At 74.5% G+C, this 16,701-nt stretch carries 11 protein-coding genes; 3 read left to right on the plus strand and 8 right to left on the minus strand.

The genetic code is table 11. The features are described from left to right. Positions 1-108: 108 nt before the first annotated feature. Complete coding sequence (gene asnB / locus ACIO9K_RS27540) at positions 109-1,959, minus strand: asparagine synthase (glutamine-hydrolyzing) (RefSeq protein ID WP_363585840.1); 1,851 nt, start codon at positions 1,957-1,959, stop codon at positions 109-111. A 204-nt stretch (positions 1,960-2,163) separates the two neighbouring features. On the opposite strand from asnB, the gene ACIO9K_RS27545 reads away from it, so the two are divergent. Together ACIO9K_RS27545 and glmS are read left to right on the plus strand one after the other, a co-directional pair. Further along, positions 2,164-2,439, plus strand: a complete 276-nt coding sequence (locus ACIO9K_RS27545) for a hypothetical protein (protein WP_063350341.1) — start codon at positions 2,164-2,166, stop codon at positions 2,437-2,439. A 100-nt stretch (positions 2,440-2,539) separates the two neighbouring features. Next, on the plus strand, positions 2,540-4,366 hold the full coding sequence (glmS, locus tag ACIO9K_RS27550) for a glutamine--fructose-6-phosphate transaminase (isomerizing) (protein WP_363629411.1): 1,827 nt from the start codon (positions 2,540-2,542) through the stop codon (positions 4,364-4,366). Between the two features lie 74 nt (positions 4,367-4,440). On the opposite strand, the gene ACIO9K_RS27555 is transcribed toward glmS, so the two are convergent. Together ACIO9K_RS27555 and ACIO9K_RS27560 are read right to left on the minus strand one after the other, a co-directional pair. After that, a complete protein-coding gene (locus ACIO9K_RS27555) occupies positions 4,441-5,793 on the minus strand; it encodes a lanthionine synthetase C family protein (RefSeq protein WP_363629409.1) in 1,353 nt (450 codons plus the stop codon). Further along, positions 5,790-9,260: a lantibiotic dehydratase gene (locus ACIO9K_RS27560; protein WP_363629408.1), complete on the minus strand. Its 3,471-nt coding sequence runs from the start codon at positions 9,258-9,260 to the stop codon at positions 5,790-5,792. The genes ACIO9K_RS27555 and ACIO9K_RS27560 overlap by 4 nt, the downstream gene beginning before the upstream one ends. Positions 9,261-9,515: 255 nt before the next feature. Between ACIO9K_RS27560 and ACIO9K_RS27565 the strand changes: the two genes are divergently transcribed. Then, the gene (locus tag ACIO9K_RS27565) at positions 9,516-9,647 is read left to right on the plus strand and encodes a hypothetical protein (protein WP_279634947.1); all 132 of its coding nucleotides are present in this window, start codon (positions 9,516-9,518) and stop codon (positions 9,645-9,647) included. Positions 9,648-9,748: 101 nt separating this feature from the next. Here the strand turns inward: ACIO9K_RS27565 and ACIO9K_RS27570 are convergent, their stop codons facing one another. From ACIO9K_RS27570 to ACIO9K_RS27590, 5 genes are all read right to left on the minus strand, one after another. Then, on the minus strand, positions 9,749-10,669 hold the full coding sequence (locus tag ACIO9K_RS27570) for a JmjC domain-containing protein (RefSeq protein WP_400333970.1): 921 nt from the start codon (positions 10,667-10,669) through the stop codon (positions 9,749-9,751). Between the two features lie 482 nt (positions 10,670-11,151). After that, positions 11,152-12,537 (minus strand): MFS transporter, encoded by a 1,386-nt coding sequence (locus ACIO9K_RS27575; RefSeq protein ID WP_363585835.1) that lies wholly within the window; start codon positions 12,535-12,537, stop codon positions 11,152-11,154. Between the two features lie 531 nt (positions 12,538-13,068). Beyond that, on the minus strand, positions 13,069-13,824 hold the full coding sequence (locus ACIO9K_RS27580) for a heparin lyase I family protein (protein ID WP_363625957.1): 756 nt from the start codon (positions 13,822-13,824) through the stop codon (positions 13,069-13,071). Positions 13,825-14,028: 204 nt separating this feature from the next. Next, positions 14,029-15,447 carry a solute carrier family 23 protein gene (locus ACIO9K_RS27585; protein WP_363585833.1) on the minus strand — a complete coding sequence of 473 codons (1,419 nt, stop codon included), beginning with the start codon at positions 15,445-15,447 and terminating at the stop codon, positions 14,029-14,031. 260 nt (positions 15,448-15,707) lie between these two features. Further along, entirely contained in the window at positions 15,708-16,661 is a 954-nt protein-coding gene (locus ACIO9K_RS27590; protein WP_363629402.1) for a helix-turn-helix transcriptional regulator, read from the minus strand. Positions 16,662-16,701: the final 40 nt, after the last annotated feature.

Raw genomic sequence — 16,701 nt, forward strand, 5'->3', positions numbered from 1 at the left:
GGCGGGTTGGTTCCGGATGATCACCCGGGATTCGTCACCCGGATCAATCACCCGAACGGCGCAGCGGCCCGCCGTCGAGGCCGCCGCGCCGCCCGGGGCGGCCCGCCGTCAGATGTCCAGCGTCACCTGGTAGTCCGTCAGCCAGGTGTGCAGTTCGAGCGCGAAGTCGACGGCCAGCCGGACGGACTGCGGGTCGGTGCCCGGATCGAGCGCGTCGGCGAGGCGCCGCCGGTCGAGCAGGGCGAGCGCCGGGGACTTCTGCTCGGCGGCGAGCCGGGCGAGCTCGGCCCGCAGCAGCGCCGGGTAGTGCGGGTCCTCGGTGACCGGGTACGGGCTCTTCACCCGGTCGGCGACGGCGTCCGGCAGCACGTCCCGGACGGCGGCGCGCAGCAGGCTCTTCTCCCGGCCGTCGAAGTGCTTCATCGCCCACGGCGTGTTGAAGACGTACTGGACCAGCCGGTGGTCGCAGAACGGCACCCGCACCTCCAGACCGTTGGCCATGCTCATCCGGTCCTTGCGGTCGAGCAGGATGCAGACGAAGCGGGTCAGGTGGAGGTACGAGATCTCGCGCATCCGCCGTTCCAGCGGATCGGCGTCCGGCAGGTGCGGGACTTCGGCGAGTGCCTCGTGGTAGCGGGCCCGCCGGTAGCCGGGCAGGTCGAGCTCGGCGAGCAGGCCGGCGTCGAGCAGGTGTTCGCGCGGTCCTGTGCCCTGGCCGCCGAGGCCGGTCAGCGAGACCGCCCAGGGGAAGTCGTCGGCGGCGACGGCCTTCGGGTCGTGGAACCAGCGGTAGCCGCCGAACAGTTCGTCCGCGGACTCGCCCGACAGGGCGACGGTGGACTGGCGGCGCACGCCCTGGAAGAGCAGCAGCAGCGAGATGTCCATGTCGCCGAAGCCGCCGGGCAGGTCGCGGGCGCGCAGGACGGCGTCCCGCTGGGCGAGGTCGGTGAGCGCGGCGGCGTCCAGCTCGATCACGTTGTGGTCGGCCCCGACGTGCTCGGCCAGCAGCCGGGCGTACGGGCCGTCCAGGGTCGGCCGGACCTCGCTGGCGTGGAAGTTCTCGCTCTGGCCGGCGAAGTCGACGGCGAAGGAGCGCACCGGGCCGGCGCCCTCGGCCCGCAGGACCCGGGCGGCGAGGGCGGTGACGGCGCTGGAGTCCAGGCCGCCGGAGAGCAGCGAGCAGAGCGGGACGTCCGAATCGAGCTGGCGGTGGACGATGTCGTCCAGTAGGGCCCGGACGGTGGCGACGGTGGCCTCGAGGGTGTCGGTGTGCTCGCGCGCCTCCAGCGCCCAGTAGCGGCGCACCGACACGCCCTCGCGGCGGACCCGGACGACGTGCCCGGGCCGGACCTCGACGATGCCCCGGTAGGGGGTGATGCCCGGGGTGCGGGTGAAGGCGAGCAGTTCGCGCAGCCCGTCCAGGTCGACCACCGGGCGGACGGCGGGGTGGGCCAGGATGGCCTTCACCTCGGAGCCGAAGATCACGCCGTCGGGGGTGAGGTGGTAGTGCAGCGGCTTGACGCCCATCCGGTCGCGGACCAGCAGCAGTTCCTCGCTGCGGGCGTCCCAGATCGCGAAGGCGAACATCCCGTTGAGGCGTTCGGCCAGGCCCTCGCCCCACTCCAGGTAGGCGTGCAGCACGACCTCGGTGTCGCTGCGGGTGCGGAAGCGGTGTCCGGCCGCCTTCAGTTCCGCGCGCAGCTCGCGGTGGTTGTAGACCTCGCCGCTGTAGGTGAGCGCCGCCAGCAGCCGGCCGTCGTGCTCGACGGTCATGGGCTGGACGCCGCCCTCCAGGTCGATCACCGCGAGGCGGCGGTGGCCGAGGGCGGCGTGTCGCTCCAGGTGGACGCCGCCGGCGTCCGGGCCGCGGCAGATCTGGGTGGCCGTCATGGCGTCGACGACGGCCCGTTCGGCGGTGAGGTCACGGTTGAAGGCGACCCATCCGGTGATCCCGCACATCAGCAAGCCTCCGGTCTTCCGCTACGTATGCGGAAAATGACGCTACGTGTCGGAGGGGTGCGGCTACAAGGGTGCGTCGGGAAGGAGTCGGAAGGGGCTCGGGAGGACGATGTGACTGGTTGTTTGAGCTGAAAGTCGTAAAGTCTGCCCGATTTCGGGCAGGATTCTTGGCCCCAGAGGCGGCGCGGCCTAGGCTCCTCACTCGTGCCGAGCTCACCCCACCCTCACGACGACCTCCTCGCCCACCTCACCCGGACCAGCCCGCTCGGGCCCCGGGAGGCGGCGCGGGTCGTGGCGGAGGTGCTGGCGTACTTCTCCGAGAGCACCGAGGAGTACGTCCGCCGCCGCCACGGCGAGCTCCAGGCACGCGGACTGACCAACGAACGGATCTTCACCCGGCTCGCCGAGGAACTCCCCGCCCGCCGGGTCGCGGCACCCGAGCTCTCGGCCCGCCAGCTGCGCCGCATCGTCTACGGCTGAGCGCTGCCGGGGCGGGGGGCACGGCACTGGCGCATTCACAGCACTTACGGCATTCACGGCACTTACGGCACTCACGGCATTCACGAAGAGGAGACCACGCATGTGCGGAATCGTGGCCTACATCGGCCCCAAGGACGCGACCCCCTTCCTGCTGGAGGGCCTGGCCCGGCTGGAGTACCGCGGCTACGACTCGGCCGGCGTGGCCGTCACCGGGCGCACCGGTGGGCTCAAGGTCCGCAAGGTCAAGGGCCGGGTCGCCGACCTGGCCGCCGCCGTCCCGGCCCGGTTCAAGGGCGGCACCGGCATCGGCCACACCCGCTGGGCGACCCACGGCGTGCCCAGTGACGCCAACGCCCACCCGCACCTGGACGGCGCCGAGCGGATCGCCGTCGTCCACAACGGCATCATCGAGAACGCCGACGAACTGCGCGCCAAGCTCACCGCCGACGGCGTCGTGTTCCGCTCCGAGACCGACACCGAGGTGCTCTCCCACCTGATCGCCGCGCACGTCGGCGAGGGAGTCGAGCTGGAGGACGCGGTGCGCGCCGCGCTCGCCCGGGTGGTCGGCACCTACGGCATCGCGGTGCTCGACGCCGAGCAGCCGGACCGGATCGTGGCCGCCCGCAACGGCAGCCCGATAGTGCTCGGCCTCGGTGAGAAGGAGATGTTCGTCGCCTCCGACGTCTCCGCCCTCGTCCGCTACACCCGCCAGGTCGTCCACCTGGAGGACGGCGAGCTGGCCACCGTCCGCGCCGACGGCTTCCGCACCTTCACCACCGACGCCCGCACCACCCACCACCAGCCGTCCACCGTGGACTGGGAGATCGACTCCTACGACACCGGCGGCTACGAGCACTTCCTGCTCAAGGAGATCCACGAGCAGCCCGGCTCGGTCGAGCGCACGCTCAGCGGCCGGCTCGACGAGCGCTTCTCCACCGCGCACCTCGGCGGCCTCAACCTGGACGCCCGGGAGCTGCGCGAGATCCGCCGGGTGAAGATCCTCGGCTGCGGATCCGCCTACTACGCCGGCGAGATGGGCGCCCAGCTGATCGAGGAACTCTCCCGCATCCCCGCGCACAGCGAGCCCGCCTCCGAGTTCCGCTACCGCAACCCGGTGATCGAGGCGGACACGCTCTACATCGCGGTCAGCCAGTCCGGCGAGACCTACGACACGCTGGCCGCCGTCCAGGAGATCAAGCGCAAGGGCGGCCGGGTGCTCGGCGTCGTCAACACCGTGGGCAGCGCCATCGCCCGCGAGTGCGACGGCGGCATGTACCTGCACGCCGGGCCGGAGATCTCGGTCGCCTCCACCAAGGCCTTCACCTCCACCGTGGTCGCCTTCGCGCTGCTCGCCCTGCACTTCGGCCGCATCCACGACCTGTCGCCCGCCGACGGCCGCCGGATCGTCGCGGCCCTGAAGGCGCTGCCGGACCAGATCCGCGAGGTGCTCGCGCAGACCGAGGCCATCGCCGAACTCGCCGCCGAGTACGCCGGATCGGCGGGCATGATGTTCATCGGCCGGGTCCGCGGCTACCCGGTCGCCCGGGAGGGCGCGCAGAAGCTCAAGGAGATCTCCTACGTGCACGCCGAGGCCTACCCGGCGAGCGAGCTGAAGCACGGTCCGCTGGCGCTGATCAGCCCCGAACTGCCCACCGTCGCACTCGTCCCGGACGACGAACTGCTCGACAAGAACCTCACCACCCTCGGTGAGATCAAGGCCCGCTCCGGCCGCGTGATCGCCATCGCGCACCGCCGCCCCGAGGACAAGCTCGCCGACCACTGCGTCCTCGTCCCCAAGAGCGAGCCCGAGCTCGACCCGCTGCTGCTCAACATCCCGCTCCAACTCCTCGCCTACCACGCCGCCGTGGCCCTCGACCGCGATGTCGACAAGCCGCGCAACCTGGCGAAGAGCGTGACGGTGGAGTAGGGCGCCCCCGAGAAGTGACGGCCCGGCGGGCGGGACGGCTTTCCTGATGATCAGCAGCTCAACAGCTCAGCAGCTCAGCAGATCAGCAGGAAGGCGTCCCACTCCTCGGCGGCGTCGCCGGTGCCCGCCGAGGACGCCCGCGCAGCGGTACGGGCACGGGCGTGGGCGTGCAGGGCGAGGGCCGCGCCTGCCGTCCCCTCCAGGAGGCCGGGCGGGTCTCCGGTGCCGAGTGCCGTGTCGAGCCGGCTCGCGACGGTGGCGGCGAGCGCGGGCAGACGGGCGGTCAGTTCGGCGGAGCCGGAGTCCTCGGCCATCCGCTGGGCGATCCGCAGCAGGCCGCCGGTGCCGTGGCAGAGTCCGGGGCCCTGGAGGTTCCAGCCGGCGGGGTCGCGCAGCGTGTCGGTCAGCGCCGCGACGGCGGTGGTCCGCCAGTCGGAGCGGCCGTGGGCCGCGCCCGCAAGGAAGAGCGCGCGGGCCGCACCGGGGGTTCCGTAGCACCAGGCCGCCCGCGTCGGCTGGTCGGCCGGCAGCCGGCCGGCCTCCTCGTCCTCGACGCGTACGGTCATCGGCCAGGACCCGCCCACGCCGGGCCGATCCCCGGCCGGGTCGGGGCCCATGGGCACCGGCTCGGTCGGGACGGGCCTGTCCGGGTCGACCGGGCCGGGGATCCGCCGGGCGGCGAGCCAACTCGCCAGCGCCTCGATCGCCTCGTCCTGCCCGGGCACCTCCACACCGCGCAGCCGGGCCAGCGCCAGGAGGGCGAGCGGGCCCGGGACCCCGTGGGCCAGGCCCAGGTTGAGGTGCCCCCGGGGGAACCCGGGATCCGCGCCGGGCAGTCCCGGTCCACCGGCGGTCCACCAGCGCGGCAGCACACCGCCGGTCGGCTCGGCCAGCGCGACCAGCGCGGTGAGCAGGTCGGCCAGTGCCGGTCCGGCCGGCTCCAGCGCGAGCAGCAGCCGGCCCAGGCCCGCCGCGCCCGAGACGGCGTCGAAGGTGTGTGCGCGCAGGCCCGTGCCGGCGGCCAGATCGGCGCGCAGGTCGGCGACGCGCCCGGCCGCGGCCTGCCGGACCCGGGGCGTCAGCCCGTCGAGCAGCGTGCGGTACTCGCCGGGGCGCCGCGCCATGGTGCGGGCGGCGAAGGCGATCGCGGCGGCGCCGGAGAAGAGTCCGCCGCCCCGCATCGCCCCGGGGGCTTTCACGGCGGCCGCGAGGTGCCCGTGCGCGGCGCGGCGCAGCGCGGCGTCGTCCTCACGGTCGGCCAGTACGGCGAGCGCGAGCGCGGCGCCGCTGCGGCCGGCCCCGAGCGCGTGCGCCGCTGGGGGCGGCGCGGACGCCGAGGGCGTCGTGGTGCCGGCGGCCGGTTCTTCGAGCGCACCGGGCCTGCTGAGCGACTCGGCCACGGCGCGGATCGGATCCGTCGTGTTCATCGCCCCTCCCGCGGGCTGGAGCGGCGGGCCCGGTGGGCCTCGACGGCGCCTCGGGCCAGTGCGTAGGCCCGGCGTTCGGCCTCGCGGTCGATCCCGATCAGCCGGTTGTGGCCCATGTGCAGCAGCGAGGCCAGCACCGGGTCGGCCGACGACGGCTCCACCCGGGACGCGTACCGCGCGAGTGCGACGGCCCGCTGCCGCCAGGCGTCGGCCAGCGCGGGGTCGGCGGGCAGCAGGCCGCCCGCCGGGACGGTCGGCCCGTCGGGGCCGATCGCCCGCAACGCGGCCGCGCGCTGGGCCCGGAACGCCTGGTGGTGGCGCTCCGACTTCGGATAGACCCCCGCCAGCCAGGTCCCGACCGAGGGCACGCCGGGGACGGCCGGCGCGACGGCCTGCCGGTCGGTGGGGAGGCCGGTGGGGAGGTCGGCGGAGAGACTGGTGGGGAGGTCGGTGCGGCCCTCGGGCCCGTCGTCAGGAACGCGGTCTCCCACCGGCTGCCCCGCTGGCTGCCCCGCCGACTGCCCCGCGCGGCCGGCCAGGAAGGCCTGCGCGGTGCCGGCGAGGTTCACGGCGGCGAGCAGGTCCCGGGAGAGCGAGCGCTCCGCCCGGGCCAGTCGCAGCGCCGCCAGCGCGACCAGGCTGTCGGCCTGGAAGACCCGTTCGGCGTCGGCGAGCACCTCGGCGCCGCCGTAGCGGTCGGTCTCCGGCGCGTACCCCTCCAGGCGCAGGTCGGCGGCGAGCCCGGCCCGGTGCAGCTCCCGCACCCAGTCGTGCACGGTGGGCAGCAGTCGGGCGGCGAGGACCGGCGGCGCACCGTGGAAACGCAGCCGCAGATGCGGCGCGGAGTCCTGATAGCGGATGAAGAACCAGCGGTCCACGTCGGCGGGCAGGGCGTCGAGCAGCCGGGGCAGGTGTTCGACCAGGATCTCCTCCTGGCGCGCCTCGGTGGCCGCCAGCCGGGCGAACAGCCAGGATCCGCCGGGGAGTTCGACGGTCCGGTCGCGCCGGGCGGGCAGCGGGCGGCGAGGTCCGGACGCGGTCGGCCCGGTCGTGCTGCGGCGCAGCGGGACCACCAGTTCGGCGGTCCGCGCACCATCCGGTCCGCACAGCCAGCCGCCGTCGCCGGCCGGGTTGGGGTCCTCCTGGAGCACGGTGGGCTCGGCGGACCGCGCCTGGCTGTGCAACAGCCGCCGGTGCCACGGGAGGTCGAGGTCCAGGCTGATCCGCTGGTCGCCGCTGATCAGGCGGACGGCGGCCGGCACTCCCCAGCGTCGGCGCCAGCGGGCCAGGCCCTCGTCCCACTGCTCGAACGGGGCGGAGGCCGCCGGGACGGGCGCGGTCAGCCGCCAGGTGGCCGGGGCCAGCACCACCCGGCCCCGGCGGACGCGCGGCAGCACGGGCGCGCTGCTCGCCGCCCCCCAGTCCCAGGGCTGCCAGGGCCGTTGCCCGGTCAGCGTCACCTCCTGGAGGAAACGGGCCGCGTTGGGCGCACCGCTGCGCAGGTTGAGCACGTGATGGGTGGCGACGCGGACCTCGCGGCCGAGGCGGCGGGAGTACACCGCGAGCCGGTCGGGGTCGGCCAGCACGACCAGGTCGTCCAACGGCAGTACGGAGGGGCCGCCCGGGTCGGCGAAGGCGCTGACCACCACCCGGTGGTCGAGCCAGCGCGGGGTCAGGGCGATGTTGGCATGGCGCGCGCGGTACGGGGTGAACTCCAGGTGCGCTTCGAGTGCGCCGTGGTCGCCGGATCCGGTGGGCCCAGCGGACTGCACGGACCCGGCGGCCTCGGCCAGCAGTGCCCCGCCGGCCGCCGCGGGGTCGTCCGCCGACCGGCCCGGGTCCGCGCCCGGTTCGGCACCCGGGCCGCGGTCGCCCCCCGCACCCGCGAGCAGGGTGGCGAAGCGGCCGAAGGTGGCTCCGGCGCGGTCACTGCCGGCGACAGGGGAGAGCACGAGTCGGAAGTCCCCGGCGTCCAGCGCCTCCAGGGAGTCCGCCGCCAGTTCGGCGTACAGCTCCAGGGATGCGGGCGGGGTGTCGACGGCGCCGCCCGTCTCGTCGCGCGGCGGGGCCAGCCGGGCCAGCAGGTCGTCGTCCAGGAGCACTTCGGGCAGCGCGCCGTCCGGCTCCCGGTCGGCGAGGGCGCCCGCCGCCAGTTCGGCCAGCAACCGGTCGCGGGCCGCGTCGGCGTCGGTGCGGGCCCGGGCGGGCTGGGGGTTGGCCGTGCCGCGGGGGCCGGCCGGGCGCCGGTAGCCGGCCGGCGGGCCCAGGCCGGTGTCGGGGTCGAGCAGTTCGGCCAGTGGGACGGGGCTGTCCGTGCCGTACCGCTCGACGAACTCCGCGTGGTACGCGCGCAGGTGCTCGGGCCCGGGGGCCGGCGGCGACAGGCGCCAGAGGAGCGCGGCGGTCCTCTCCAGCTCGGTGCGGACCTGGTCCGGCAGGACCACCTCGGCGTCCAGGGCGAGATCCGCGTGGAGCGGGCGGTCGGCCGGGGCGAGCCGGGTCATCCGGGTCCGGAGTTCGCGCAGCAGGTCGGTGGCCTGCCCGCCGGGCAGGGCGGCGGCCTGCGCCAACGCGCTCCGGACGGCCGCCAGTTCGGGGTGCACCGGGTGGTCTGCGGGTATCCGGTCGAGCACATGGCCGAGCAGGTCGGTGCTGTCCGCCGGAGGCGTCAGGTCGGTGAGCAGGAAGCCCTGGCCGACCAGCGAGCGGACCAGGGCCGCGACGGCCTCGGCCGGGGCCGTGGGGAAGTCGGCGGTCAGCGCGGCCAGCAGGTCGCAGTGCCGGACCGGCTCGGCGGCGGTCCGGATCGCGGCCCGGACGACGGCGGTGGCCCGTACGGTCCGTTCGGCGACCGGCTCCGCCTCGGCACCGGCGGCGGCGGGCCGACGCTCGGGCAGGTACGGCAGCACCAGGCGACCGCCGCGCAGCCGGGCCTGCTGGTCCACGGCCAGCCGCAGGCCGGGCAGCACCGCAGGGTCGGTCCGCAGCCGGTCGAGCAGCGGGAGCAGCCAGCCCAGGTCGGGCCGCAGGGCGCGGCGGTCGGCCCCGCCCCAGCGGACCTTGGCCGCCGCGCCGAAGCGCGCCGGCACCACCGCGGCCATCAGCCCGAACGGCGTCGGCCGGGTGGCCATCCGCAACCGGTAGCGGCTGACCGCCTCGGCCGCCCGGCGCAGCGCGGCCGGGCGGGGCACGGTGCCTGCGGCGACCTGGTCGAGTAGGTCGGCCAGGGAGGGGCTGGAGAGCTCGATCGCCTCGCGCAGGGCCGGGTCGGCGGCGGCCTCGGCGAGGTACGTCAGGAGCGCGGTCTCGGCGGACCCCGGCGCGGTCTCGGCGGACCCCGGCGCGGGGTGCGCGGGGTCGGCCGGGACGGTGTGACGGTGCGAGCGCGGCAGCGCGGGTGTCCGCAGCAGGACCGGGCCGGTCGCGGTGAAGAGTCCGTCCTGGGGCGCTCCGTGCGTCTCGACCACTGTGCTCCTCGTGCCTCGGTGCCTGATGCCACACGCCCCGTACCGATGCCGCCACGCGGCTCGCACTCCTGACGGCGGGTCGGGTCGTGTCTACCCCGGCGATCGAAAACTGTCCACCATCGATCGAACTGTTTCGATTTTTGGCTGAGTTAATCCATTCATCCGTGCAGAACCATTGCTGGGCCCATGCAGGAGTGCCTAACGTCCGCTGCAGTCCGCCGCGGTCAACCGTGGCACTGACGAAGGGAGGCCCTCATGGCCGACGACATGCTGGAGCTGTTCGACCTTGACGTGCAGGACCTGGTCTCGACCGAGCTCGGCGAGCAGGAGGAGTCCGCGTTCAGCATCTCCTGTGAGGGGTCCTGCACCCGTCCGTGGTGCATCTAGTCCGGTAGCAGTACCGGCACTACGGGGCGCGGTTGCCCGGACCGTCTGGTCCGGGCAACCGCGCCCTCGTGCGGTCAGGCCCCGCCCGGTCTCGGCCCGGCTCAGCCGTCGGCGGCCAGCGGTCCGTGACCCGGCACCGCCTGACCGTCGTCCGTCACCGGCGCGGGCAGCGGCCCCCGGGCCAGCCGCAGCAGCTCCTGCGGGGTCAGTTCGGCCAGCCGGGCGCGGCCCAGTCGCAGCACCTCCGCGGCCGTGTCCAGCAGTTCCGCCGGTGTCGCCGGGCGCTCCGGCAGCCCGGCCGCCCAGTCGCCGCCGGCCAGCCACTCGCCGACGGCGCCGCGCAGCTGCCCCGTGCCCGCCTCCCGGATCGTGAACGAGAGGTGCACCGACAGGCCCTGGTGGCCCGTCGCGGTGTGTGGTGCCCCGCGCGGCACGTACAGCACCTCGCCCGGCCCGAGCACCGAGTTGAGCGCCACCGCGCCGGGTTCGGGGGCCAGCCCCGGGCGCCAGCGCCCGTCGGCGGGGGCCTCGTGGACCGTCCACTCCTTCTTTCCCGCGAGCTGGACGACCAGCACGTCCGCGTCGTCCCGGTGCACGTCCAGTCCGCGCCGGCCGGCACCCGTCGCGAAGCAGAACGCCTCGGTCCGACGGCCCAGTTCGACCGCGATGTCGGTGGCCAGCGCGCGCACCGGCGCGTGCCACTGGTCCAGCTGCGGCAGCAGCAGCGTGGCGCCGTCGGCCAGCAGGGCGGCGATCCGGTCAGGGTCGGCGAAGCCCTCCTCCCGGCGCCCGGCGACCACCCGGGTCGTGCAGAACTCCGCGGGCGGTACGACCGCACCCGCCCGGACCATCTCGACGTAGGGCACCCGCAGCAGTCCGCCGCGCAGCGCCTCGTCCAACTCGCCCGGCCGGGGCAGCCCCGCCGGCCAGCCCGCGGTGCGGAACACCTGCGGCCGGCGTTCTTCCAGCGCCTCGGCGAACGTCGCCGCGTCGCCCACCAATTCGGTCAGAACTCGTCCCATCGTCCATCCCTCCGTCCAGCGGCCCACCACCGGTCGACCGTCGCATAACCTACGGATGAACATCTGAGTCGGGTTCAGCGAGAATCCGCCGACCAGCCCGGGATCGGCCAGCTTCGCGCCACGGGGCGACCACCGCGATGCGCTGCGGCGGCCCGTCGCGGGCGGACGGGCCGAGGGGTGAAGCGGGCGAGCGGCGCCGGCGCCGGCTCCCGACCTGCGAGTCCCGCCGCCCCAGGTCGGGAGGCCGGCGGCGGCGGGCGCGGCCCGTTCTTGCGACAGCCCGTCCGCCCTCCGGCGTGACAGGCGGCGACGCCGGGGCGCCGGCCGTCCCGCACCGCCCCGAGGGCGTCGGCGAGCCGTTCCGATCGCCTGTGGCGAGCGTCACACTTCAGCCCCGGTCGGCCGGGCGGCGCCGCCCGGAAGGTCCCGGACAGCGCCGCCGGTGCGTCACACGGTGGCCGTCAGTGCACCTCGGCGCACCCTCAGCGCGCCGTCTGCGGGACGCGCTGGCCCGGGACGGCCGGCCTGGCGGCCGTGCGGCCGGCGGCCGGGGCGGCGCCCAGGGCGGTGCCCCGGGTCTCCTCGGCCCACAGCACGCACACCAGCAGGCCGACCACGGTGGTGCCGGCCGCGATGAGCATGGTCGGACCGGTGCCCAGTCCGGACAGCGACAGCGGCAGCAGGTAGGTGCCGACGGCCGCGCCGATCCGGCTCACCGAGGTCGCCACACCCACCGCCGTCGCCCGGATCTCGGTGGGGAACAGCTCGTTGGGGTAGGTCCAGTCGAGGACGTTGGGCCCGCCGCACAGGAAGGCGTACGCGCACAGCGCCGTCAGGGCGACGGCCGCCGGGGCGGTGGGCCACACGCCCAGCAGGGCCAGCGGGACGGCCATCAGGGCGAACGACCAGATGATGACGGGGCGCCGGCCGCGGGTGTCGATCAGGCGCAGGGCCGGGTAGCAGCCGAGCAGGAAGACGAGGCTGATCAGCCCGGTGCCCAGGGTCTCCATCACAGTGCCGCCGGGCATGCCGAAGGAGGAGAGGATCTGCGGGCCGAAGGTGAGCATCGCGAACAGCGGGCCGACCTGGCAGAGGAAGAACAGGCCGCAGAACAGGGTGCGGCGCCGGTAGGGCGGGGTCATCAGCAGGCGCAGCCCGCCGGGGCGGCCGCGCTCGGCCGGGTCGGGCATCAGCTCGCGGCCGTCCACCCGTACGCCGAGGTGCTTCTCGACCACGCGCACCGCGTCGCCGACCCGCCCGTGCGCGGCCAGCCAGCGCGGGGACTCCGGCGTGCCGCGGCGGATCACCAGGAACACCACGCACAGCACCGTGGAACTCGCGAGCATCCACCGCCAACTGCCGGGCCCGGCCAGCTCCAGGAACGCGTAGCCCACCACGTAGGCGAGCACGGAGCCGGCGTACCAGGCGATGATCTGCTGACCGAGCAGCCGCCCGCGCTGTTTGGCGGGCAGCCACTCGGCGAGCAGGGAGGTGGCGATGGGGTAGTCGGCGGCCACGGCCATGCCGAGCACGAAGCGCAGCACGGCGATCGCCCACACCGTGTCGACCCAGAAGGAGAGCACCGAGCAGGCGACCATCACGAGCAGGTCGGCGGTGTACATCACCTCCCGGCCGATCCGGTCGGTCAGCACGCCGAAGAGCGCGCCGCCGACGAACATGCCCACCAGCGCGGCGGCGCCGATCAGGCTGACCTCCGCGGTGGACAGGCCGAGCTCGGGTCGCATCCCGATCAGGGCGACGCCGACGATGCTCAGGATGTAGCCGTCGAGCAGCGGTCCACCGGAGCAGGCGAGGGCCAGTCTCCGGTGGAAGGCGGTATACGGGGCGTTGTCGATGGTCTGGGACATGTGCTGGGGGTCCTCCGGAGCGTACGGCGGCGGATGGCCCGCTCACCGTGCGCCGGGTAGACGGCAGGGAAAGACGCCGTCCGGCGGACGGCGCCATCACCCGCTCACACCGGGCGACCGTCCACGGTTGCCCGGGTGCGAGGGGGCCGCCACCGGGCCGAAGGTCGGCCGGATTCGCGACCAAGGTCCCGAAGCGGACAGGACCTCGGACCGTGTCGCGACCCCGCCCGCCCAGTCCTGCCGGGCCCTGTCGCCGTCCGGGCGCCCGCCGGCCCGCCGGGCGTGACCCTTCTCACCCGGAGGCCCCCGAGGGCCCCGATCGTGTGACCGGCGCCACATCGCACCGGTCGATGTCCGGGGGGATTCACCGATCGGGCCGCTCGGGCGCTGCGAATTGATCGGCCGGCGGGGGGCAGGTCGGCCCGGCGGCGGGCCGGCCGTGACGAGCTCCGGCGCCGCGCCGGGAAAGGCCGGAGGCCCGGACCGCGAGCTGCGGTCCGGGCCTCCGGACAGGATCTGGGCCGGGCGTCGTTACGAGCCGGCCGTGGCCGCTTCCAGGGTGGTCGCCATGATCGGGCTGGTGAACGTGTTCGTCGCGTCGCCCGAGGAGGGGTGGTAGGAGCCCCACTTGAGGTAGTTGCGGTCGCCGTCCCAGGTGGTGCCCGTGAAGGTGTCCGAGCCGGTGGTGAAGGTCTGCTTCACACCGTCGAACCAGAAGTCGATGGTGCCGTCGGTGCGGCCCAGGCGGATCTTCAGCGCGTACGAGTGCCACTGGCCGTTGGTGGTCGGCGCCGTCCACAGCGAGTGCGCGACGTGGTCGGTGTCCCACTCCTGGAGGCGGATGCGTCCGGTCGTCGCGTCGATCTCGATCGGGTGGTTCGCCGTGTCGGTGCTCGGCGAGCACTTGAGCTGGAAGACGTAGCGGCTGTTGGAGTCCTGGATGTCGACCTTGGACGACCAGCCGAGGTAGAAGGTGTCGCCCTCCTTCAGGTTGGGGCTGAGCGTCTCGCAGCGCTCCTCGCCCGCGGCCTGGAACGCCCGCCACACACTGCCCTTGGCGGGGTCCTTGACGACGCCGAAGTTCCCCGACGCGCACTGGACGGAGGCGAAGGAGGACGGGCCCTTGCTGGTGCTCGGGGTCCAGAGGACCTTGCCCGCCGCGGCGGCCCCGGTCGGGCCGGCGACGACGGCGGAGCTGCTCGCGGTGGCCGAGCCGCAGGAGATCGCGAGCGTGGCGAGGGCCACGGCGCCGACGGCGACCTTGCGGTGGTGCGACAGAAGGGACATGCCTCTCCCGGGGGGATGAGTGGCCGGAACGGACGCGCCCGGGCCGGCCGGCCCGGGTGCACGGAGCGATTCGACCACCTGACGGCCCGTCGGGCCAGGCGGAAGCACGGGCGGAAGTACCTTTCGGTCACTTCCGCCGGTCGGCTCCAGCCGTAGCCGTAGCCGTGGCCGAGGGCGCCGCCACGGCCACGGCCACCGCCCCGCTTACGGGGTGCGCCGCTGCGCCCCGCCCGACTCGCCGTCCTCGCCGGACCCCTCGTCGTAGGAGGAGGTGCCCTCGTCCAGCAGCGGCTCCTGCGTCTTGAGGTGTGCGGGGGCCAGCGCCCGCAGCGTGTGGTAGCCGGTGATGACGACCAGGGTGCCCAGCGCGATGCCGCTGAGGCTGAAGGTGTCGGTGAACTTCAGGGTGACGTTGCCGATGCCGATGATGATGCCCGCGGCGGCCGGCACCAGGTTCAGCGGGTTGCGCAGGTCCACCTTGGACTTGATCCAGATCTGCGCGCCGAGCAGGCCGATCATGCCGTACAGGATGACGGTGATGCCGCCGAGCACCCCGCCGGGGATCGCGGCGACGACGGCGCCGAACTTCGGGCAGACGCCGAACAGCAGCGCGAAGCCGGCCGCGGCCCAGTAGGCGGCGGTGGAGTAGACCCGGGTGGCGGCCATGACGCCGATGTTCTCGGAGTAGGTGGTGTTCGGCGGGCCGCCGAGCGCGGTGGAGAGCATGGAGCCGACGCCGTCGGCGGAGATCGCGACGCCGAGCTTGTCGTCCAGCGTCTGGCCGGTCATCTCGCCCACGGCCTTGACGTGCCCGGCGTTCTCCGCGACGAGCGCGATCACCACGGGCAGGGCGACCAGGATCGCGGACCACTGGAAGGAGGGGCCGTGGAAGGCGGGCAGGCCGATCCAGTCCGCCTTGCCGACGCCCGACAGGTCCAGGCGCCAGTGGTCGGTGAGGTGGCCGCCCGCGTCCACCGAGTGGATCTTGCCGAAGACCTGGTCGAACAGCCAGGAGATCCCGTACCCGAAGAGCAGCCCGAGGAAGATCGCCACGCGCGACCAGAAGCCGCGCAGGCACACCACGGCCAGACCGGTGAACAGCATCACCAGCAGCGCCGTCCACTGGTCCTGCGGCCAGTAGGTCGACGCGGTGACGGGGGCGAGGTTGAAGCCGATCAGCATGACGACCGCGCCGGTCACGATCGGCGGCATCGCCGCGTGGATGATCCGCGCCCCGAACCGCTGGACCGCGAGGCCCACCAGGAACAGTGCCGCGCCCACCACGAACACCGCACCGGTCACGGTCGCGCTGGTGCCGCCCTGCGCCCGGATCACCGCGGCCACGCCCACGAAGGACAGCGAGCAGCCGAGGTAGCTGGGCACCCGGCCGCGGGTGGCCAGCAGGAAGATGATCGTCGAGACGCCGGACATCATGATCGCGAGGTTGGGGTTGAGCCCCATCAGCACGGGCGCCACGAAGCTCGCGCCGAACATGGCCACCACGTGCTGGGCGCCGAGCCCTGCCGTGCGGGGCCAGGAGAGCCGTTCGTCGGGGCGGACGACCGCCCCCGGCGCGGGCGTACGCCCGTCACCGTGCAGCTTCCAGCGCACGCCGAGATCCATGGTGGGGGTTCGCTTTCTCTGTACTTCCGGTGAACTGTCCGCACCATTCTCCCGGTCACCGGGCCTCCCGCGCGCACCCGGCCCGGCCTTGACCTGCGCACTCGCGCGGAGCGGGGCGGGGCCCGCGTGTGCGGGAGCCGGCCCGGGCGCCGTCGGCGATGTCCTCGGTACCGCCCGCGGTACCGCCCTCGGCGGCGGCCTTCAGGCCGCTCGGCCAGGCCTCCGGCCCCGGCGGCCGGCCCGACGGTGGCGCAGCCGGCTCACAGCAGCTCGGCCCGGGCGGCCTGGATGCCCGCCTGGAACCGGGTCCGGGCCCCGAACCGGTCCATCAGCTCCCGCACCCAGCGCTGCACCGTCCGGGTGGACACCCCCAGCTGGCGGGCGATCGACTCGTCGGTGAGCCCCGCCGCGAGCAGCGGGAGCAGCCGGCGGTGCCGGTCCTCCGGGTTCTCCTCCGGCAGGGCGGGCAGCCGCATCGCCTGCGCCCAGTACAGCTCGAACAGCCCGGCCAGCGCGTCCAGCAGGGTGGAGGGCCGGATCAGCAGCACGCTCTGCAGCTCGGTGCCCGCGCTGACCGGCAGCAGCGCCCAGCGGTCGTCCAACAGCGCCAGCTTCAGCGGCAGTTCGGTGTGCACCCGGGCCTGCTCCCCGGCCGTGGTGAAGGAGTGGATCTCCGCCAGGCGCTCCGGATCGCGCAGCACCTGGCTGTGGTACACCACCCTGGTCGTCACCCCCCTTGCCAGCAGGGCCAGTTCGGTCTGCGGATCGCTGCGCCGGATGTACGGGGGCCGGTCCAGGACCCGCAACTGCCGGCGCACCCCCTGTTGCAGGGTGCGCCACAGCTCGGCGACCGACCTGCGCCCGCAGATCACCTCGGCCGGCCCGTCGGAGCCGCTGCCGTCCCGGCCCTGCCGGTAGGCGCGCATCAGCTCGCCCATCCGCCCCCGGGCGCGCCGCAGTTCGACCTCGCGCCGCAGCAGCAGTTCCTCCACCGCCACGTCCGGCGGCACCGCCGCCCAGGCCCCGGCCGCGCAGGCCTCCACGAGCCCCTGAGCGGCCAGCGAGACCAGCGCCGCGAGCACGATCGAGGCCTGGAGGTTCATCTGGGCGGCCAACCGCTGCGGGTCGGCGGCCTGGACGCCGAGCAGCCGCAGGTAGAGCTGTTCCTCGACCGTGCCGAGGCCGAGTCCGGCGAGCATGCCCGTCCCCGACACTGCGCCCTCCTCGCCCTCCACCGGCAGTGGACGAGCCGAC

The sequence above is a fragment of the Kitasatospora sp. NPDC087271 genome (assembly GCF_044744605.1).
Lineage (GTDB): Bacteria > Actinomycetota > Actinomycetes > Streptomycetales > Streptomycetaceae > Kitasatospora.

Bases quoted from the DNA above. Each gene is read 5' to 3' on its own strand.
- asnB (WP_363585840.1), bottom strand. From the start codon at position 1,959: ATGTGCGGGATCACCGGATGGGTCGCCTTCAACCGTGACCTCACCGCC.
- glmS (WP_363629411.1), top strand. From the start codon at position 2,540: ATGTGCGGAATCGTGGCCTACATCGGCCCCAAGGACGCGACCCCCTTC.
- ACIO9K_RS27555 (WP_363629409.1), bottom strand. From the start codon at position 5,793: ATGAACACGACGGATCCGATCCGCGCCGTGGCCGAGTCGCTCAGCAGG.
- ACIO9K_RS27565 (WP_279634947.1), top strand. From the start codon at position 9,516: ATGGCCGACGACATGCTGGAGCTGTTCGACCTTGACGTGCAGGACCTG.
- ACIO9K_RS27570 (WP_400333970.1), bottom strand. From the start codon at position 10,669: ATGGGACGAGTTCTGACCGAATTGGTGGGCGACGCGGCGACGTTCGCC.
- ACIO9K_RS27575 (WP_363585835.1), bottom strand. From the start codon at position 12,537: ATGTCCCAGACCATCGACAACGCCCCGTATACCGCCTTCCACCGGAGA.
- ACIO9K_RS27580 (WP_363625957.1), bottom strand. From the start codon at position 13,824: ATGTCCCTTCTGTCGCACCACCGCAAGGTCGCCGTCGGCGCCGTGGCC.
- ACIO9K_RS27585 (WP_363585833.1), bottom strand. From the start codon at position 15,447: ATGGATCTCGGCGTGCGCTGGAAGCTGCACGGTGACGGGCGTACGCCC.